This window comes from Paraburkholderia graminis C4D1M, assembly GCF_000172415.1.
Classification (GTDB): Bacteria; Pseudomonadota; Gammaproteobacteria; order Burkholderiales; family Burkholderiaceae; genus Paraburkholderia; species Paraburkholderia graminis.
The window spans coordinates 12,794-32,488 of record NZ_ABLD01000030.1; the positions used below are offsets into that span (position 1 = coordinate 12,794).

16 protein-coding genes are annotated in these 19,695 nt (G+C 63.6%); 8 read left to right on the top strand and 8 right to left on the bottom strand.

Annotated elements, in window-relative coordinates; translation table 11 throughout:
- Positions 1-6: 6 nt before the first annotated feature.
- Entirely contained in the window at positions 7-2,139 is a 2,133-nt protein-coding gene (locus BGRAMDRAFT_RS29265) for a 3-hydroxyacyl-CoA dehydrogenase NAD-binding domain-containing protein (RefSeq protein ID WP_006052512.1), read from the bottom strand.
- A 154-nt stretch (positions 2,140-2,293) separates the two neighbouring features.
- Between BGRAMDRAFT_RS29265 and BGRAMDRAFT_RS29270 the strand changes: the two genes are divergently transcribed.
- From BGRAMDRAFT_RS29270 to BGRAMDRAFT_RS29280, 3 genes are all read left to right on the top strand, one after another.
- A complete protein-coding gene (locus BGRAMDRAFT_RS29270) occupies positions 2,294-3,202 on the top strand; it encodes a LysR family transcriptional regulator (RefSeq protein WP_006052513.1) in 909 nt (302 codons plus the stop codon).
- A gap of 116 nt (positions 3,203-3,318) precedes the next feature.
- Positions 3,319-3,516 (top strand): hypothetical protein, encoded by a 198-nt coding sequence (locus tag BGRAMDRAFT_RS29275; RefSeq protein ID WP_006052514.1) that lies wholly within the window; start codon positions 3,319-3,321, stop codon positions 3,514-3,516.
- A 109-nt stretch (positions 3,517-3,625) separates the two neighbouring features.
- A complete protein-coding gene (locus tag BGRAMDRAFT_RS29280) occupies positions 3,626-4,006 on the top strand; it encodes a DUF5594 family protein (protein ID WP_006052515.1) in 381 nt (126 codons plus the stop codon).
- 160 nt (positions 4,007-4,166) lie between these two features.
- Here the strand turns inward: BGRAMDRAFT_RS29280 and BGRAMDRAFT_RS29285 are convergent, their stop codons facing one another.
- From BGRAMDRAFT_RS29285 to BGRAMDRAFT_RS29310, 6 genes are all read right to left on the bottom strand, one after another.
- On the bottom strand, positions 4,167-6,278 hold the full coding sequence (locus BGRAMDRAFT_RS29285) for a phosphocholine-specific phospholipase C (RefSeq protein WP_006052517.1): 2,112 nt from the start codon (positions 6,276-6,278) through the stop codon (positions 4,167-4,169).
- Positions 6,279-6,359: 81 nt separating this feature from the next.
- Complete coding sequence (locus BGRAMDRAFT_RS29290; protein ID WP_006052518.1) at positions 6,360-6,683, bottom strand: hypothetical protein; 324 nt, start codon at positions 6,681-6,683, stop codon at positions 6,360-6,362.
- A gap of 176 nt (positions 6,684-6,859) precedes the next feature.
- Entirely contained in the window at positions 6,860-7,690 is an 831-nt protein-coding gene (locus tag BGRAMDRAFT_RS29295; RefSeq protein ID WP_006052519.1) for an alpha/beta fold hydrolase, read from the bottom strand.
- An 8-nt stretch (positions 7,691-7,698) separates the two neighbouring features.
- On the bottom strand, positions 7,699-9,306 hold the full coding sequence (locus BGRAMDRAFT_RS29300) for a benzoate-CoA ligase family protein (protein WP_006052520.1): 1,608 nt from the start codon (positions 9,304-9,306) through the stop codon (positions 7,699-7,701).
- Between the two features lie 119 nt (positions 9,307-9,425).
- Complete coding sequence (locus BGRAMDRAFT_RS29305; RefSeq protein WP_006052521.1) at positions 9,426-11,027, bottom strand: 3,4-dehydroadipyl-CoA semialdehyde dehydrogenase; 1,602 nt, start codon at positions 11,025-11,027, stop codon at positions 9,426-9,428.
- An 8-nt stretch (positions 11,028-11,035) separates the two neighbouring features.
- Positions 11,036-11,503 (bottom strand): DUF4863 family protein, encoded by a 468-nt coding sequence (locus BGRAMDRAFT_RS29310; RefSeq protein ID WP_006052522.1) that lies wholly within the window; start codon positions 11,501-11,503, stop codon positions 11,036-11,038.
- Between the two features lie 182 nt (positions 11,504-11,685).
- On the opposite strand from BGRAMDRAFT_RS29310, the gene BGRAMDRAFT_RS29315 reads away from it, so the two are divergent.
- The 4 genes from BGRAMDRAFT_RS29315 to boxA all read left to right on the top strand — a co-directional run bounded on the left by BGRAMDRAFT_RS29315 (position 11,686) and on the right by boxA (position 17,258).
- Positions 11,686-12,678, top strand: a complete 993-nt coding sequence (locus BGRAMDRAFT_RS29315) for a helix-turn-helix transcriptional regulator (RefSeq protein ID WP_006052523.1) — start codon at positions 11,686-11,688, stop codon at positions 12,676-12,678.
- Between the two features lie 115 nt (positions 12,679-12,793).
- The gene (gene boxC, locus BGRAMDRAFT_RS29320; protein WP_006052524.1) at positions 12,794-14,464 is read left to right on the top strand and encodes a 2,3-epoxybenzoyl-CoA dihydrolase; all 1,671 of its coding nucleotides are present in this window, start codon (positions 12,794-12,796) and stop codon (positions 14,462-14,464) included.
- Between the two features lie 46 nt (positions 14,465-14,510).
- Entirely contained in the window at positions 14,511-15,938 is a 1,428-nt protein-coding gene (boxB, locus tag BGRAMDRAFT_RS29325; protein WP_006052525.1) for a benzoyl-CoA 2,3-epoxidase subunit BoxB, read from the top strand.
- Between the two features lie 78 nt (positions 15,939-16,016).
- On the top strand, positions 16,017-17,258 hold the full coding sequence (gene boxA / locus BGRAMDRAFT_RS29330; RefSeq protein WP_006052526.1) for a benzoyl-CoA 2,3-epoxidase subunit BoxA: 1,242 nt from the start codon (positions 16,017-16,019) through the stop codon (positions 17,256-17,258).
- A 23-nt stretch (positions 17,259-17,281) separates the two neighbouring features.
- Here boxA and BGRAMDRAFT_RS29335 read toward each other — a convergent pair whose 3' ends face one another.
- Positions 17,282-17,995 carry a TetR/AcrR family transcriptional regulator gene (locus BGRAMDRAFT_RS29335; RefSeq protein ID WP_044021962.1) on the bottom strand — a complete coding sequence of 238 codons (714 nt, stop codon included), beginning with the start codon at positions 17,993-17,995 and terminating at the stop codon, positions 17,282-17,284.
- A gap of 352 nt (positions 17,996-18,347) precedes the next feature.
- On the opposite strand from BGRAMDRAFT_RS29335, the gene BGRAMDRAFT_RS29340 reads away from it, so the two are divergent.
- Positions 18,348-19,655, top strand: a complete 1,308-nt coding sequence (locus tag BGRAMDRAFT_RS29340; protein WP_006052528.1) for a Zn-dependent hydrolase — start codon at positions 18,348-18,350, stop codon at positions 19,653-19,655.
- The last annotated feature ends 40 nt before the right edge of the window (positions 19,656-19,695 follow it).

Genomic DNA, 19,695 nt, shown 5'->3' on the forward strand with positions numbered 1-19,695 from the left:
GCGGCGTCAGATTGTCTGATTGAGGCTCGCAAAATCCGCGCCGCGCTCGACGAGTTCAACGAGCAGCGGCGACGCTTGCCAGAACAACGGGTCTTCTTTCGCGAACCCGCGAATGTCCGCGAGAATGCTCGGCAGGCCAACCATGTCCGCATATTTCATCGGACCGCCGCGATAGCGCGGGAAACCGTAGCCATACAGCAGCGTCACGTCGACGTCGAGCGGACGCAGCGCGATCCGTTCATGCACGACGTTCGCGCCTTCGTTGATCATCGCGGCCATGTAGCGGCGAATGATCTCGTCGTCGGTGAAATTGCGCGGCGTGATGCCGGCGCGCTCGCGCTCGGCGTCGATAATCGCCTCGACTTCCGGGTCCGGCTGGCCGCTGCGCGATCCTTCGGGATACAGATAGAATCCACGGCCGGTTTTTTGGCCGAACCAGCCGCGCTCGCACAGGCGGTCGGCGATCTGGACATAACGCGCCGCGGGATCGCGCGTCGCGGCGCGCCGTTTGCGCGCGGCCCAGCCGATGTCGCCGCCCGCGAGATCGACCACCTGAAACGGTCCCATCGGAAAGCCGAATGCGCGCATCGCAGCGTCGATCTGGTAGGGCGACGCGCCGTCTTCCATCATCGCGTCCGCCGCGCTACGATAGACGGCGAGGATGCGGTTGCCGATAAAGCCGTCGCATACGCCCGCACGCACCGGCGTCTTGCGCAGCTTCTTCGCGAGCTCGAACGCGGTCGCGACGACGTCGGCGCTCACGGCTTGCGGCACGACGACTTCGAGCAGCTTCATGATGTTGGCCGGCGAGAAGAAGTGCAGGCCGGTCACGTCGGCGGGCCGCGAAATGCTCGCGGCTATCGCGTCGATGTCGAGATACGAGGTGTTGGTCGCGAGCACGGCGCCCGCTTTGCAGACGCGGTCGAGTTCGGCGAAGACGGCCTGCTTGACGGCCAGGTCTTCGAACACGGCCTCGATCACGAGGTCCGCGTTCGACAGTGCATCGTATGAGGTGCTGCCGGTCCAGCGCGCCATGAACTCATCTTTCTTCACGGCACTTAGGCGGCCCTTCGCGATGAGGCCGTCGTAGACCTTCTCGATGTGCGCGCGGCCTCGCGCCAACGACGCCTCGTCGCGTTCGATCATCGTCACTGGCAGGCCCGCGTCGAGCACCGCGACCGCGATGCCCGCGCCCATCGTGCCGCCGCCCACCACGCCGACTGCATTCAACGCGCGCGGTTTTGCATCGCGTGTTTCCGGCGCTTTCAACACTTCACGCTCCGCAAAAAATGCGTGAATCAAGCCGGCGCGCTGCGGACTGTCGAGACATTGCAAGAAGAGTTGACGCTCGACACGCAAGCCTTCTTCTAAGCGCTGCGTGATCGCGGCCTCGATTGCATCGACGATCTTCAGCGGCGAGAACAGACCGCGGGATTTCTTCGCGGTCTCGGCACGCGCCGCGGCGACCGCTGCGAGGCTGGCGGCGCGATCGCTCAACGCGCCGGCGTCACGCGTGCGGCGCACCGCTGCATCGCCGGCAAGCAGTTCATGCACATAGGCGAGGCCTTCGGCGAGCACGTCGCCGCTCGCGCCCAACCGGTCGACGAGTCCGAGCGCGAGCGCTTCCTTCGCGCTCGCATGGCGGCCGCTCAGGATCAGATCGAGCGCGGCCTCTGCGCCGATCAGGCGCGGCGTGCGCTGCGTGCCGCCCGCGCCGGGCAGCAGGCCGAGCTGCACCTCGGGCAAGCCGAGCTTCGCGCCTTCGACGGCAATCCGGTAGTGCGCGGCGAGCGCCACTTCGAGACCGCCGCCGAGCGCCGCGCCGTGAATCGCGGCGACGACCGGCTTCGTGCACGCCTCGATGCGGTTGCACACGTCCGGCAGCGACGGCGGCACCGGCGGCTTGCCGAACTCGCGAATATCCGCACCGGCAATGAAGTTGCGCCCTGCGCCGACGAGCAGCACCGCTTCGACCGAACGGTCGCTGTCGGCGGCTTCGATCGCGGCGAGCAGGCCACGCCGCACGTCGGCGGAAAGCGCGTTGACGGGCGCGTGGTCGATCGTGACGAGCAGCACCTTGCCGCGCAATTCGCGCGTGACGACGTCGGCTGAAGTGTCGGTGGAAGAGGTGAGGGTCATGGGCGCGTCTCCTTTGATTGTCTCGGCGCGCAGACGGTGGGCTGCCGCATGCCACGTCTCGCGAATGCTCACGATTGTGGAGCGGTCAAGGTTCATTGACAATCACATCAACGATTGACAGACTGTCAAAATAACTTTGACAAAGGCCGGTTTTGTGGACGTCAATTCGCTAACCCTGCTGGTCGAGATACTCGACGCGGGCAACCTGAGCGAGGCCGCGCGGCGCCTGAAAATGAGCCGCGCGAACGTGAGCTATCACCTGAATCAACTGGAGCGCTCGGTCGGCCTGCAACTCGTGCGGCGCACCACGCGCCGGGTCGAGGCCACGGAGATCGGTTTGCAGTTGTACGAACATGGCCGCGCGATTCAGAACGCGCTGCTGGCCGCACGCGAATCGGTGACAACGCTCGGGCAAAGCCTGCAAGGGCGAGTGCGCCTGAGCGTGCCGAGCGGTTACGGTCAACTCGTGATGTCCGAGTGGCTGATCGGGTTCAAGCGCCTTTATCCTGGCATCGTGCTCGACGTGCTGTTCGAGAATCGCGTCGAAGACCTGATGCGCGACGAAGTGGACATCGCCGTGCGAGTGATGTCCGAGCCGCCGCAAAATCTCGTCGCGCGCGACATGGGAGCGGTGCGCTACGTTGCGTGCGCGTCGCGCGCCTTCGCCGATACGCATGGCATGCCGACGCAACTCGACGATCTGCGCACCACGCCGTTGATCACCGCCGCAGTGGTCGGCCGGCAATTGCGCGTTGCCGCGTATCTGCGCGACGAGCGCCACGAGGTGCTGCTGGAGCCGACCATCATCTCCGAGAACTTTCTGTTTTTGCGGCAGGCGGTGCTCGCGGGACTGGGCGTGGGCATCGTGCCCGACTATGTGGTGCATGACGATCTGCAACGCGGCGATGTCGTGACGACGCTCGACGAATGGCGCCTGAGCATCTTCGGCACCAACATGTACCTGCTTTATATGCCGAACCGCCATCACACGCGCGCGGCGGCAACGTTCATCGAATTCATTCTGGAGCAGGCACGCGCGAGCGGAAGAGGCCGCGTCGCCTGAAGCGCGGTTTGCGGGTTAAAGACCATTGCGCATTCGCGCGCTTGCCGCGAGTATGCTGAGAAAAAGAGCGCGGACGCGCCGGCACGCAGCACGTCAAAACGTCAGGGGACACCAGAATGAAGCGGTCAAATGCATTGCTCGTCGTGCTCGCGGTTCTTGCATGCGCCGTTGCCGCGCTGCTGGTCGCGCGCTTACCGGGCGAGCAAGCCATTCGCCTCGCGGGCTATGCGGCCACGGCCGCGCTGGCGGCGCTGATCGGCTTCGTGGTTCGCAGGCGCAATAGCCGCGCGCAGAAGGCCAAGCGCGCGGGATAACGCGGGGATAAGCGCCGCTCGAAGAAGAGGGCGGGAAAAAGCGCTGACCGGAGGCCGCATTGCGCGTGCTACGATGCTTCGCTCATTGCGCAGCACGCCGGAGAATGAGATGCGCCCAGACACCGCCGACCGTTTCGATATTGAGTTCGCGCCTCGCATTGCCGAGGCCATCGCTGCGTGCTTCGCCACGACCGTGCATACGGAAGTGCTGCCGTATGGCGGTCCTGGTCGTCCGACACGACTTCGTATTCATGCGGCGCCGCTCGAGCACATCGCGCATTACGCGCATCCGTTGAATCTGTATCTGACGTGGGACAGCGACGAAATCGAGCGGCTCATGAAAGACGAAGGGCAGGCGCGTTTTGCCCGCTATCTGGCCGCGCTGCCTCGCAAACTGCAGGCATGGCGCCACGCGCGCGAACTCGATTTTTCGTCGCACACGCAAGCGGAGCCCGTGTCATTAATTGGCGGGCTCGACTTTGAGGCTTGAGCCCGCGCAGCTCACTTCCTGAATGCCGCGCGTCTGCTCGTCGGCGGCCTGGGTGATCTCGCGATGCAGACGCAGCAGCAAAAAACCCTCGGCGAAATAAAAAACGGCCACTGCATTTCTAATGCAGCGGCCATTCGAGCTTGCCCGATTGACTACGCGATCACGCGCCCAGTGCAGGATCGCTCATGCTGCTCTTGCCGGTCTCCACATGGCCCGCGAAACGGCGCGCGAACAGCGGGTCCGTATCGACGGTGATCGACAGATCGTACCAGCCGTGCGCATTGCGAAGATCGAGATACAACTCGTCCGTATCGCCGCCGCGCACCACGCGTTTGATCGCGTGCTTCGGGTCGTACGCATTGACGATCGTGAACTTGCAATGCGCGCTGCCCACGTTTTCAAGGCGCAATTGCAGATTGCCGTTCGCGACGTCATAGCCTTCGAGTACTTCCGGACGAGCGATGTCCGAGCCGTCCCACCAGCTACGCGCAATCGGCCGGCCTGTAAAGCGGCGCAAGAAACCGTTCGGACCATGCACGGTGAAGTCGTAAGTACCGTCCACGTTCAGCGCGAACGCGTCCTGCAAGCGCTTGCCGGCTTCCACGGTGTACGTGCGCGGCGCGTCGGCGCTATTCGCTCGATACACTTGAAAGACCGCGGCCGCGCTGCCCGTATTCACGAAGCGCATGGTCAGCGTTTTCTCGGCGCCTTCGCCGTGGACGCGCACAAACATCTCATACGGCAACGCACGGGCAGGGCGCACGCCGGGTTCCTGGCGCGGCACGGCCTGTATCGCCGGCGGCAGCGGCACGTAATCCGGATGGCGGTTCTGATCGGTCGGCACATAAGCGCTCGTGCTCGGCAGGCTCGGGAACGCGTCGTTCGGATTGCTGAAGTTGAACGCCGATGTCAGATCGCCGCACACCGCGCGACGCCACGGCGAAATGTTCGACTCGGCGAGATTGTGCTGCTCGCCAAAACGCTGTTCGATGAAGCGGATCACCGACGTATGGTCGAACACCTGCGAGCACACATAGCCGCCTTTGGACCACGGCGAGACGACGAGCATCGGCACGCGCGGACCGAGACCGTAGGGCGCGGCAACGTTCTTCGCGTCACCCGGATAAATCTCGTTGACGGTATCGACGGTGGAAAGACCGTCCGCGTTCGAGCTCGGCGCGCATGGCGGCACCATGTGATCGAAGAAGCCGTCGTTCTCGTCGTAATTGATCAGGAGTACGGTCTTGCTCCACACCTCGGGATTCGACGTGAGAATCTGCAACACCTGGTCGATGTACCACGCGCCGTAATTGGCGGGCCAGTTCGGGTGCTCGGAATAGGCTTCCGGTGCGACGATCCACGAGACTTGCGGCAGCGCGTTGTTCTGTACGTCGCGCTTCAGAACGTCGAAGTAGCCGTCGCCCTTCAATGCGTTGGTGCCCGTGCGTGCGTTGTCGTACAGCGGGTTGCCCGGCTGCGCGTTGCGGTACTGGTTGAAATAGAGCAACGAGTTGTCGCCGTAATTGCCGATGTACGGGTTTTGCGTCCAGCCCCACGAACCTTTGGCGTCGAGTCCCGTGCCGACGTCCTGATAGATCTTCCAGCTAATGCCGGCGTTTTGCAGGACTTCGGGGTAAGTCGACCAGCCGTAGCCGAGTTCCGAATTGTCGATCACCGGTCCGCCGCCCGTGCCGTCGTTGCCCACGCCGCCCGCCCACATGTAGTAGCGGTTCGGGTCGGTCGGGCCCATCAGCGAGCAGTGGTACGCGTCGCAGATGGTGAACGCGTCGGCGAGCTGATAGTGAAACGGAATGTCCTCGCGCGTGAGGTAGGCCATCGTCGTCGCGCTTTTGGCGGGCACCCATTGATCGTAGCGGCCGCCGTTCCATGCGGCGTGCGTCGTGTTCCAGTCGTGTGCGAGGTCTTGCAGGAACTGCAGGCCGAGGTTCGGCGCGCTCGGGCGGAACGGCAGCACGTAGCCGGCATCGGCGGCGAGCGGCTGATACCACACCGGCTTGCCGTTTGGCAGATTGACCGCGCGCGTGTCGCCGAAACCGCGCACGCCGCGCAGCGCGCCGAAGTAGTGGTCGAACGAGCGGTTTTCCTGCATCAGCACGACGATATGCTCGACGTCGCGGATCGTGCCCGTCTTGCTGTTCGCGGGAATCGCGAGCGCGTTGCGGATGCCGGCCGGCAACATGCTCAACGCGGTGAACGAGCCTGCGGCCTGCGCGGCCGAACGTAGAAAATCACGGCGGTTTTTTGAAGTCATGGTATGAGCCTGGGTGTCTTCAGTGGGGAGCGCTCCGCGCGGCGCGCAAGCATGAGCCGCGCGTCGCGTGAAACGCGGGACTCAGTCAACAGTATGGATCACGGGTGTGGCAAGCGGCGTCGGCGCGGCGGCGGACAATGCCACGTCGGCGTTTGGTGCGGGTAGTGCTGGGCTTTGAATCGTGACGGCGGCAGGCGCGGGCGATACGGAAGACGGATTCGCCGATAGCACCGGATTGGTGCCGTTATCGGCCGGGTTTGCAGCGGCGCTGGACTTGCTCATGTCGGCCGCGTTCGTGTCGTCGTTGCCGCAGGCGGTGAGCAGCGCGCAAAGCGGCAACGCCGCGAGGGCGATCGCCAAACGTTTGCGATGCAGGGCAATGCACGGCTTCCACAGAAAGGACATGGCGATGTCTCCAGCACGGGGAACGCGCGGGCATCGGTATGCCCAGCTCAGCGATGCAAGGAGAATAGCCGCTTACCTGTGTAACTTTTGTGAAGTTTTGGGGATTTGATGAATATTGGGGATTCGCCGTGGGACGACCGCACAGTAGCCGCGGCATAACAGCGGCATAACCGCGGCTACTGGTGTTCCGACACGAACGCGGCAATCACGTCGTTCAGCCGATCCGGCGCGTCGCGATGCGGCGAATGCCCGCACGCGTCGAGTCTTGCGAGTTGCGCATGCGGCACGTAGTCCTGAATCGTATCGATCTGCGCCATCGTGCCGTAGTTGTCGTCATGGCCTTGCACGGCGAGCAGCGGCTTGTCGATCGACGTGAGTTGCTCCGCAATCGACCATTGCCGGAAGGCCGGGTTTAGCCAGACATCGTTCCAGCCATAAAAAGCGGAATCGACGTCCGCGTGATAACGCGAGAGCTTGTTGCGCAGATCGGTGGTTTCGTAAAGCACCTTGGTCTGCGCAATGCTTTGCACGGACACGTCTTCCACGAACAGGTGCGGTGCGATGGCCACGGCGCCGGCCAGCGCGTCCGGAAAAAGCGCCGCGTACAGCAGCGCGATCGAGCCGCCGTCGCTATGGCCGATCACCCACATGCGCCGGCGTTCGCGCGTGTCGATGTGAAGCGCGTCGAGAAGCGCGGGCAGAACATCGCGCGCCTGGTCGGTCATGAAATGCACCGGCCATTTGACGTGATGCTCTCGCGGTGTCGACCTTCCGTAACCGGGACGCGAATACACGAGCCCACGCATGCCGAGACGCTCGCACAATGTTTGCGGCCAGTCGCGCCACATTGCAATCGAGCCGAGTCCTTCGTGTAGAAACACGGCGATCGGCGCCGCGTTCGCCGCAGCGTTAAGCCAACGATATTCGATGCGCAACGGACCATGCGACGCGGTAGCGGGCAGGTCGGCGAAGTGACTGGCGGGCGTCTCGACAGCGGGATTCTGCATGTATCGCCTTATGATATTTCGCGCAGCTTGAAGCGTTGAATCTTGCCTGTGGCGGTTTTCGGCAAGTCGTCGGCGAACACGATGTCGCGCGGGTACTTATGCGGCGCGAGCCGCTCTTTCACGAATGCCTTCAATTCGTCCGCCAGTATCTCAGAGGCCGCGAACTCGCGCTTCAAGACGACGAACGCACGCGTCTTCACGAGGCCGCCGTGATCGACGCCGACCACCGCCGCTTCGAGCACCGCGTCGTGCTGCACGAGCACCATTTCCACTTCGACCGGCGACACGTATTGACCGCTCACTTTCAGCATATCGTCGCTGCGGCCCGCATACACGTAGCAGCCGTTCGGCAGACGACAGTACTTGTCGCCACTGCGGATCCACTCGCCGAGAAACGTCGCGCGCGATTTTTCACGGTTGCTCCAGTACATCAGCGCCGCGCTCGGTCCTTTGATGTAGAGGTCGCCCACTTCGCCGTCGCCGACCGCATGACCGGTCTCGTCGCGCAACTCCACTTCATAGCCGGGCACCGGGCGCCCCGTCGTGCCATATTCGACCGCACCCGCGCGGTTCGACAGAAAGATATGCAGCATTTCAGTCGAACCGATACCGTCGAGAATTTCGCAGCCGAAGTGCTTCGTAAAGCGCTCGCCAATTTCGCGCGGCAACGCTTCGCCCGCCGATGTGCACACGCGCATCGCGACATCGTCGCGTGCGGGCAGATTCGGCGACACGAGCATGCTTGCGTAGAGCGTCGGCACGCCATAGAACACCGTCGGACGATGGCGCGTGAGACGGGCGAAGACGGCGTCGGCGGTAGGGCGCTCGGCCATCAGAATGGCGGTCGCGCCCACCGAAAGCGGAAAGGTCAACGCATTGCCGAGTCCGTAGGCAAAGAACAGCTTGGCCGCGGAAAACACCACATCGCTTTCGACGATGCCGAGCACCGGCTTCGCATACAGTTCCGCGGTCCAGTAGAGGTTCGCGTGCGTGTGCACGGTGCCTTTCGGTTTGCCCGTCGAGCCCGATGAGTACAGCCAGAAGGCGATGTCGTCGCAACCGGTTGCCGCGGGCTTCGCGGCGGGCGCGGCCGCGTCGATGAGCGCTTCCAACTCAGGCGCTGCCGCAAGCGGCGTGCTGTCGGCCGCGGCCGATGCGCGCGTCGAAACGATGAGCTGGCAGCCGTCGTGCTCGGCGGCCTCCATCGCTTGCGTGACGGTTGCCACGAGCGCGCTCGACGCGATCACCGCGCGCGCATGACTGTGCGTGAGCATGTACACATAATCGGCGGGCGTGAGCAGCGTGTTCGCGACGACCGGCACGACGCCGGCGTACAACGCGCCGAGAAACGCGATCGGCAATGCAACGCTGTCGAGCATCACCAGCAGCACGCGTTCTTCGGGATGCACGCCGAGATCGCGCAACGCGGTCGCGAAGCGTCGCGCGCGTTCTTCGAGTTCGGCGTAGGTCGTGTTGCCGTTGTCGTCGATATAAGCGGTTTTGGCCGCGCGCGACGCGTTCAGCGCGAACAGATGAGCCGCGAAATTGAAGCGCGCGGGCGGCGGCTCGGCCGTCACGGCGGGCTGGCTCGCAGCCGGTTCGAACAGGGCTTCCATATGTCTCCTCCATCGAGTGGGGGCGGTCCGGCTGTTATGTGCTCATGATCCGCTGAATGCTTGCGTGCGCTAGCTGGTGCGTTGGGTCGTGCTCATTTGCGTGTCATGCTTAAAGATGTTCAGGCCGCGGGCAAATGAGTAATTTGCGCGAGTGCTTCAAGTGCCGTTGCCGATGCCTGAATAGCCGAGCGCCGATGATAAAAACCGAGCGCGCGCAGGCCACCGAGTTCTTCGCCGCCGCCCGCGCGGCCGGGTCCGCCGTGCAGCGACATCGGCATCACGTTGCCGTGGCCGGTCTGGCTCTGCTGCACCGAAGGCGACACGGCATGCACGCGCCCATGCGAATCGGCGAGTTCGAGAGCGAGCCTGCCGAGGTGGGCGTCGTCGTTCGAATAGATCGACGCGACGAGCGATCCCTGGCCACGTCGCGCGAGGGCGACTGCATGCGCTTCGGGCAAGCCGGATTCGCCCGCGTTCTGCACAACGCGATACGGCGCGACACTCGCAACGGGGCCGAACACTTCGAGGTCATGCAACAGCGTCGCGTTATCCGGATCGTTGACCACGAACAGATGCGGCGCGATGCAAGCCGCGATAGTTGCATCGGCATCGATAAGCGGCGCGGACGAACCGTCATACGCGAGCATGGCTTCCTCGCGCAAAGCGGCGATGCCGGCCAGCACGTTCTCGTATTGCGCGCGGCTCACGAGCGAGCCCATGCGCACGGCGTCGTTGCGCGGATTGCCGACGGCCACTTTGGCGAGCTTCGTCTTTAGCGCATCGACCACCGCTTCGAGCATGTTCTCCGGTACGAACGCGCGCCGGATCGCAGTGCATTTTTGCCCGGATTTCACGGTCATTTCACGCGCGACTTCGTTGATGAAAAGCTGAAACACGGGCGTGTCGGGTGCCGCATCCGCGCAGAGAATCGCGCTGTTCAAACTGTCCGCTTCGACGTTAAGCCGCGCGCCGCGCGCGACAAAAGCCGGATGCGCGCGCAACGTGGCGGCCGTTTCAGCCGAGCCGGTGAACGACACGACATCGAATGCCTGAATCTGATCGAGCAGCCCAGCCGAGCCGCCGCAAATCACCGACAGCGCGCCGCGCGGCAGAATGCCTGCGTCCACGACATCGGCGACCATGCGTTGCGTGAGCCACGCCGTCGCGGTCGCGGGCTTGACGATGACGGGCACGCCCGACAGCAGCGCGGGCGCCGCTTTTTCCCACAAGCCCCACGACGGAAAATTGAACGCGTTGATAAAAAGCGCGACGCCGCGTGTGGGCGTCAGCACATGCTGAGCGCTGAACGACTGATCCTTGCTCAGCGCGCTTAGGTTGCCGTCGCGCAGCGCATGCACGTCGCCGAGCGACGCGCCGAGCTTCGCGTAATACGACAGCGTGAAAATGCCTCCGTCGATATCGACCGCCGAATCGTTGCGCGTCGTGCCCGAGTTTGCGATTGCGATCGCGTAGTAGTCGTCGCGCTTCGCCTGCAGCAGCTTGACGATTTCGGCGAGACGGGCGGCGCGTTGCCCATAGGTCAGCGCGCGCAGCGCGGCGCCGGCCTCATCGCGGGCAAAGCGGAATGCGTGCGCGAGGTCGAGACCTTCGCTCGAGACGCGCACCAGCGCTTCGCCCGTCACCGGGTCGCTTAGCGTCACGCCTTCGCCGGCGCCGGCAAGCCATTCGCCCGCGACATGGTTCTTCAATAGTTCGGTCATGGCAGCACTCACGCGGCGGTAAATTCGATTGCGCCTTGCGGCAGGAGATAAAGCACGAGCGCTTCGCCGTTCGCCACCGTCGGCCGATGCGCGGAACCGGGTTCGTAGACGCACCAGCCCGCAGCGTGGCCGTCGAAAGTCGCGCCTTCGGTGAGCGGCATGATCAGGTCGATCTCGCCGTGCGGATGAACGTGATGCGGACCGGCAATGTCTTTCATGTCGACGACGTCGACGGAAAAGCCGTGCGTGTCGGGCAGCGCCTTGAAGATGCGGCCGTAGCGAATGCCGCCGCCTTCGCGGTTGCAGAGCCAACCTTCGGCGACGCCGACGCGGCAGGCGTCGGCGAGATCGCTAAACGTCTGACTGTCCGCGGAATACGTGACGTTGAGCCACGCGGCGAGGTCGGCGTTTAGCGGCCGGCCGGCCAGTTGCGCCGTGACCTGCGCGATAAGCCGCTGGAAATCGGATGGGGACATGCGAGCCTCCGGACTGTGCGCACGCACGTTAATGCATGTGACGCGCTGCGCGGTCTCCGTGACGCCGCGCGAAAAATCGCGGCAATCTTTGTAAGTGGATCAATGTTCGGCGAAAATTAACCGTTCACGAGGTGTGTGTCAAGCACTATAGTACATGTATCGTGGTTTGGAGGTATAAAAACATGAACCGGAATTACACTGAGTTGCCGCCGGACGCGCGTCCACGCGATGCCGCCGACGACGAAGCGGGCCGCCCGGAGCGCGCCGAGCGCGGCGGCGAACGCGAGGAGCGCGACCCATTCCTCACCGCGATGGGCGAACGCGTGCGCCTGTTGCGCGCGCGGCGCGGCATGACCCGCAAGACGCTGGCGGCCGAAACGGGCTTGTCCGAGCGACATCTCGCCAATCTCGAGTCGGGCGTCGGTAACGCGTCGGTGCTGGTGCTGCGGCAGATTGCGGCGACGCTGAACTGTCCGCTCGCCGAAGTGATCGGCGATGAAACCACGGCGTCGGCGGAATGGCTGCTGATTCGCGAACTGCTGCACGGGCGCGACCAGGCCGCGTTGCAGCGCGCCCGCATCGCGCTCGCCGAGATGTTCGCGCAGGCGCCGCGCGACCCGCATCGCAAGGACCGGATCGCGCTGATCGGGCTGCGCGGCGCCGGCAAATCGACGCTCGGCCGGATGCTCGCGCAGGAGCGCAAGGTGCCGTTCGTGGAGCTGACGCGGGTCATCGAGCAGCTCGCCGGATGCCCGCCCGCGGAGATTCATTCGCTATACGGAGCGAGCGCTTACCGGCGCTACGAACACCGCGCGCTGGAGGCGGTGATCCAGGAACACGAGCGTGCCGTGATCGCGTCGCCGGGCGGACTCGTGTCGGAGTCCGGCACGTTCAACGCGCTCTTGTCGCACTGCTTTACGGTGTGGCTGCAAGCCACGCCGGAGGAGCATATGCGCCGGGTCGTCGCGCAGGGCGATTTGCGGCCCATGTCCGGCAACAAGGAGGCGATGGACGACCTCAAGCGCATTCTCACGGGGCGCAGCGAGCTGTACGGCCGGGCGGACATGACCTTCGACACGAGCGAGAAGACCTTGGCCGACGCCTATCTGCAACTGCGCGACCGGCTGGCCGCGAGGCTCGCCGCCGAAGCGCCGGACGAAGCACCAGCCGGTTGACGACTGCATTCGGTTTCGGGGTTTACTCGCACATATGCACTAAAGTGCTTTACATGGGTGTGACGATGCACTATTGTTCGATCCACAACTCGCATCGTCCAGTCAGGAGACGCCCATGTCCACAGCAGAAACCGCCATCGCGCCGGTCGACTACCGCACCGATCCCTCGCAATACAAGCATTGGAAGCTGAGCTTCAACGGCCCGGTGGCGACACTCGCTATCGACATCGCGGAAGACGGCGGCATTCGCGACGGCTACAAGCTGAAGCTGAATTCGTACGACCTCGGCGTCGACATCGAACTGCACGACGCGATCCAGCGCATCCGCTTCGAGCATCCGGAAGTCAAGACCGTCGTGTTGACGAGCCTGAAGGATCGCGTGTTCTGCTCGGGCGCGAACATCTTCATGCTCGGTCTTTCGTCGCATGCGTGGAAGGTCAACTTCTGCAAGTTCACGAACGAAACGCGTAACGGTCTCGAAGACTCGTCGCGCCATTCGGGGCTCAAGTTTCTTGCCGCGGTGAACGGCGCGTGCGCGGGCGGCGGTTACGAACTCGCGCTCGCCTGCGACGAAATCTATCTGGTCGACGACCGCTCGTCGTCGGTGTCGCTGCCGGAAGTGCCGCTGCTCGGCGTGCTTCCCGGCACTGGCGGCCTCACGCGCGTCACGGACAAGCGCCGCGTGCGCCACGATCGCGCCGACATCTTTTGCACGGTGGTCGAAGGCATTCGCGGCGAGCGCGCGAAGGCATGGCGTCTCGTCGATGAGGTCGTGAAGCCGAATCAGTTCGACGCGGCCATTCAGGCCCGCGCGCTCGAACTTGCCGCGCAAAGCGATCGTCCTTCCGACGCGCCGGGCGTGAAGCTGACGCGCATCGAGCGCACGGATCGCGAAGACGGCCTGACTTATCAAACGCTCGACGTGACGATCGACCGCGCGAAACGTATCGCGACATTCACCGCGAAAGCGCCGCAAACACAGCAACCGACAACGACTGACGCGATTGTCGCCGCGGGCGCGAACTGGTGGCCGCTGCAATTCGCACGCGAACTCGACGACGCGATTCTGTCGATGCGCACCAACGAACTCGAAGTCGGCACGTGGGTGTTCCGCACCGAAGGCGACGCGCGCAATCTGCTCGCCGTGGATGCCGTGCTGCTGCAGCACAAGGATCACTGGTTCGTGCGCGAGACGATTGGCCTGTTGCGCCGCACGCTCGCGCGAATCGACGTGTCGTCGCGGTCGCTCTTCGCGTTGATCGAGCCGGGCTCGTGCTTCGCCGGCACGTTCGCGGAACTCGCGTTCGCCGCGGACCGTTCGTACATGGCCGCGCTGCCGAGCAACGAAGACGAGGAGCCGGCCATCACGCTGTCGGAAGTCAACTTCGGTCTCTATCCGATGGTCACGCATCAGTCGCGACTCGCACGCCGCTTTTATGAGGAAGCCGAACCAATCGACGCGGTGCGCTCACTGATCGGTCAGCCGGTCAAGCCGGTCGAAGCGGAGCGTCTTGGTCTCGTCACTGCGGCGCCGGACGACATCGACTGGGCCGACGAAATCCGCATTGCGCTGGAGGAACGCGCGGCGATGTCGCCGGACGCGCTGACGGGACTCGAAGCGAATCTGCGGTTCAACGGACCCGAAACGATGGAGACGCGTATCTTCGGCCGCCTCACCGCATGGCAGAACTGGATCTTCAACCGGCCGAACGCTGTGGGCGAGAAGGGCGCGCTCAAGGTGTACGGCAAGGGCAGCAAGGCGCAATTCGACGTCTCGCGCGTTTGACGCCCCGACGCGGGCCTCTCACCTTCAGCATCGCAAGGAACCGACCATGTCAACGATCAACTACAGCGAAAAGATTCCGAACAACGTCAACCTCGCCGACGACCGCGCGCTGCAACGCGCGCTCGAACAGTGGCAGCCGAACTTCCTGTCGTGGTGGGGCGACATGGGCCCGGAAGGCTCGCACGGCTACGACGTGTATCTGCGCACGGCAGTGAGCGTGGACGCGGGCGGCTGGGCGCATTTCGATCACGTGAAGATGCCGGACTACCGCTGGGGCATCTTCCTCACGCCGGGCGACCAGGACCGCAAGATTCATTTCGGCGAGCACAAGGGCGAGGCCGCGTGGCAGGACGTGCCCGGCGAGCATCGCGCGAATCTGCGGCGCATTATCGTGACGCAAGGCGATACGGAGCCCGCTTCCGTCGAGCAGCAACGGCACCTTGGCCTGACCGCGCCTTCCATGTACGACTTGCGCAACCTCTTTCAGGTCAACGTGGAAGAAGGGCGGCACCTGTGGGCGATGGTGTATCTGCTGCATCGCTACTTCGGCCGCGACGGTCGTGAGGAAGCCGAAGCATTGCTCGGCCGCCGTTCGGGCGACGAGGACAATCCCCGCATTCTGGGCGCGTTCAACGAGAAAACGCCGGACTGGCTCGCGTTCTACATGTTCACGTATTTCACCGACCGCGACGGCAAGTTCCAGCTTTCCGCGCTCGCGGAATCGGGCTTCGATCCGCTCGCGCGCACCACGAAGTTCATGCTGACCGAAGAAGCGCATCATATGTTCGTCGGCGAATCGGGCGTGTCCCGCGTGATTCAGCGCACCGCGCAGGTGATGAACGAACTCGGCACCGACGACGTCGCAAAGATCCGCGCTGCAGGCGTGATCGATCTGCCGACCATTCAGCGCTATCTGAACTTCCATTACTCGGTGACGATCGACCTGTTCGGCGCGGATCATTCGTCGAACGCGGCGACGTTCTACAGTTCGGGCCTCAAGGGCCGCTATGAGGAAGGCAAGCGCGACGACGATCATCAATTGAACGGGCAGAGCTACAAACTGCTCGACGTGCAGGACGGCAAGCTGGTCGAACGCGAAGTGCCGATGCTCAATGCAATGAACGAAGTGCTGCGCGACGATTACATCAAGGATTCCGTGGCGGGCGTGGCGCGCTGGAACAAGGTGCTTGAAAAGGCCGGCATCGACTTTCGCATGACCGTGCCGCACAAGGCGTTCAACCGGCAGATCGGCACCTTTTCCGGCACGCGCGTGTCGCCCGACGGCCGCGTGGTCAGCGAAACCGAGTGGGCGGCGAACGAAGCAAAGTGGCTCGCCACGCCGGAAGATCGCGCATTCGTTGCTTCGCTGATGGGGCGCGTGGTGGAGCCCGGCAAGTTTGCGAACTGGATTGCGCCGCCTGCGATGGGCGTGAACCGTCAGCCGGTCGATTTCGAGTACGTGCGCTTTAACTGAACGGACGCGAAGTACGCGACGTAGGCGAAGTAAGAAACGCGCGGCGCGCCCGTGCAGCACTACATGGTGGAGGAAGTCATGAACGGCCCAGTGTCGATCGAGGTTCTCAGGCAGCATCTGATCGATCCGGAAATCTGCATTCGCTGCAACACCTGCGAAGAGACCTGTCCGATCGACGCGATCACGCACGACGACAACAACTACGTCGTGAAGGCGGATGTCTGCAACGGCTGCATGGCTTGCGTGCCGCCGTGTCCGACAGGCGCGATCGACAACTGGCGCACGGTGCTGAAAGCCGACGCGTATCCGATCGAAGAGCAATTCACGTGGGACGTATTGCCCGAGCAGAACACGATGGCGGTGCCTGCCGCCGACGAATCGCCCACCGCGGGCACGGCTAACGATGCCGCGGCAGACGCAAGCGGCATCGAAGTGGATACCGTGCGCGGCTCGGTCGTGCCGCCGTGGTCCGCTGCCAAGCCGTACGTGAATCTCTACACGCATAAAGCGCCGACTACTGCAACCGTGGTCGGCAATTACCGGCTCACGGACGCATCGACGGAAAGCGACATCCATCACATTGTGCTGGATTTCGGATCGATGCCGTTTCCTGTGCTCGAAGGCCAGTCGATCGGCGTGCTGCCGCCCGGCGCGACCGCCGACGGCCGTCCGCATCACGCGCGCCAGTATTCGATTGCGAGTCCGCGCGACGGCGAGCGGCCCGGCTACAACAACGTTTCGCTGACCGTGAAGCGCGTCTCGCAACAGCATGGCGATTCGATCGACGGCGTCTGCTCGAACTATCTGTGCGACCTGAAAAAGGGCGACGCGGTGACGGTAATCGGTCCGTTCGGCGGCACCTTCCTGATGCCGAACCATCCGAACTCGCATCTGCTGATGATCTGCACGGGCACCGGCTCGGCACCGATGCGCGCGATGACCGAGTACCGCCGGCGCCGTCGCCTGAAGGGCGCGACCGGCAAACTGATGCTGTTCTTTGGCGCGCGAACCAAGGAGGAATTGCCTTACTTCGGGCCGCTAACTAATTTGCCGAAGGACTTTATCGACACCAATCTGGCGTTTTCGCGCACGCCGGGTCAGCCGAAGCGCTATGTGCAGGACGCCATGCGTGAGCGTGCGGTCGACGTCGCGCATCTGCTGAAGGACGACAACACGCATGTCTATGTGTGCGGCCTGAAGGGCATGGAAGACGGCGTGCTGCAAGCGCTCAAGGAGATCGGCGAGCAGCATCAGATGGATTGGGACGCGCTGTGGGCGAGGCTCAAAAAAGAAGGGCGCCTGCATCTGGAAACGTATTGATTCAGGCCAGCCAAAGAAAAGCCCTATCTTGAAGGGTCCGCACCTTCGTCGCGCTGTGCGGGCGACACCGCGCCGCACGCGCGAATCACGAGTTGCACGACTTCTTCGGTCGTCGCCTCGAATGACTTCTTCGTCAACGCGCGCTTGCCTTTGAGCGCGCGAATCTGCGCGTCGAAATCGGCGTAGTGCTGCGTGGTCGCCCAGATCATGTACATCAGCGTGCGCGCATCGACGGGCGCCAGCAGTCCTCGCGCAATCCAGTCGTCGATCACCTTCACGCGCGTATCGAGCCACGGCTTGACTCGCTCAGTGAGGATGTCTTCCATGTGCTCCGCGCCGTGGATGATCTCGCTCGCCCACACTTTGGAGCCGAGCGGACGCCGGCGCGACAGTTCCATTTTCGCGCGCACGTATCCGCCGATTGCATCGACGGGGTCGTCGCTGCATTCGAATGTATCGGCCGCGCGATGCCAGTCTTCGAACAGGTCTTCGAGCACTCGCCGGTAGAGCGCGAGCTTGGTCGGAAAGTAGTAATGCACGTTGGCTTTCGGTAAGCCTGCGCGCTCGGCGATCATCGCGGTACTCGCGCCGTCCAGTCCGCGCTCGGCGAAAACCGCCTCCGCACACGCCAGAAGATGCGCTTCATTCGACTCACGAATGTGCGCCTTGCGCCGCCGCAAAGGCGCGCGTGTTTCGTCGTTTTGCGTGATACCCGCAGCCACGTCGTCGTCTCTCATGTTTGCCTTCGGCGGCATGCGTGCCGCGCCGCGCTTCATTCTAGTCGCTCGACGCCGCGCTCACACGCGTATTTGTCACGCGATGCCTCTTCGTGCTGCAACGCAATGGCACGCTTCTCGCTCTCTTTGTCTCCGTGCGAAAGGCATTGATTTGGCGATGTTAATCGTCTACAACCTGTCCAACTGGACAGGATTGAACGAGCGGGGCGCGCCTCAGGGTTAGCCCTTGTTCCCGGAGCCAAAGGGCGTATCGAATTTTGCACCGCGACCGTGCGGACACGCCCCACAAAGGCCAACAAATCCGCCGCCGATGCACCAGTTTCATGTCGGTTCACCGAAAGGAGAGAGACGAATGAACGCGGTTACTGAAGCGCTGAAGGGCGCCCCGAAGGCCACTGTCGCCGCGAACGCGGAACAGGTCACGTCGATAAAGGTCGATGGCAAACGTCTATGGGACAGCCTGATGACGATGGCGAAGATCGGCGCAACGCCCAAAGGCGGCGTATGCCGTCTTGCGCTGACCGATCTCGACAAGGAAGGGCGCGACCTGATAGTTAGCTGGGCGAAACAAGCCGGCTGCTCGGTCAGCGTCGATCAGATGGGCAACGTCTTCATGCGCCGCGCCGGGCGCAATCCGGACGCGCTGCCGGTCATGACCGGCTCGCATGCCGATTCGCAGCCGACGGGCGGACGCTTCGACGGCATCTACGGCGTGCTTGGCGGTCTCGAAGTGATTCGTAGCTTGAACGATCACGGCATCGAAACCGAACATCCTGTTGAAGTCGTGATCTGGACCAACGAGGAAGGCTCGCGTTTCGCGCCGGCGATGGTGGCGTCGGGCGTGTTTGCGGGCGTGTTTCCGCTCGAGTACGGTCTGTCGCGCAAGGACGTGGACGGCAAGACGATCGGCGAGGAGTTGCAGCGTATCGGCTATGCCGGCGATGTGCCGTGCGGCGGCCGTCAGTTGCATGCGGCGTTCGAACTGCATATCGAGCAGGGGCCCATTCTCGAAGCCGAGCAGAAAACCATAGGCGTCGTGACGGACGCGCAAGGCCAGCGCTGGTATGAAATCACGCTGACCGGGCAGGAAGCGCATGCGGGTCCGACGCCGATGCCGCGGCGGCGCGATGCGTTGCTGGGCGCGTCGCGCGTCGTCGATCTCGTCAATCGCATTGGGCTCGACAACGCGCCGCTCGCGTGCGCGACGGTCGGCATGATGCAGGTGCATCCGAACTCGCGCAACGTCATTCCAGGCCGCGTGTTCTTTACCGTCGACTTCCGTCATCCCGAAGATGCGGTGCTTGCAAAAATGGATGCGGCGTTGCGCGAAGGCGTCGCGCGAATTGCGAGCGGCATTGGCCTCGAAACAGAACTCGAGCAGATCTTTTACTACGCGCCGGTCGCCTTCGACGAAGCCTGCGTGAAGTCCGTGCGCGCGGCGGCCGAGCGCTTTGGTTATTCGCATCGCGACATGGTGTCCGGCGCGGGCCACGACGCCTGTTATCTCGCGCAGGTCGCGCCGACTTCGATGGTGTTCGTGCCGTGCGTCGACGGCATCAGCCACAACGAAATCGAGGACGCCACCTTCGAATGGATCGAGGCGGGCGCGAACGTATTGCTGCACGCGATGCTCGAGCGCGCATGCGAGCCGGTTTCGTAGCGCGTCGGAATTTGCTTTAGCTGCTTTACCGCAGTGCCAG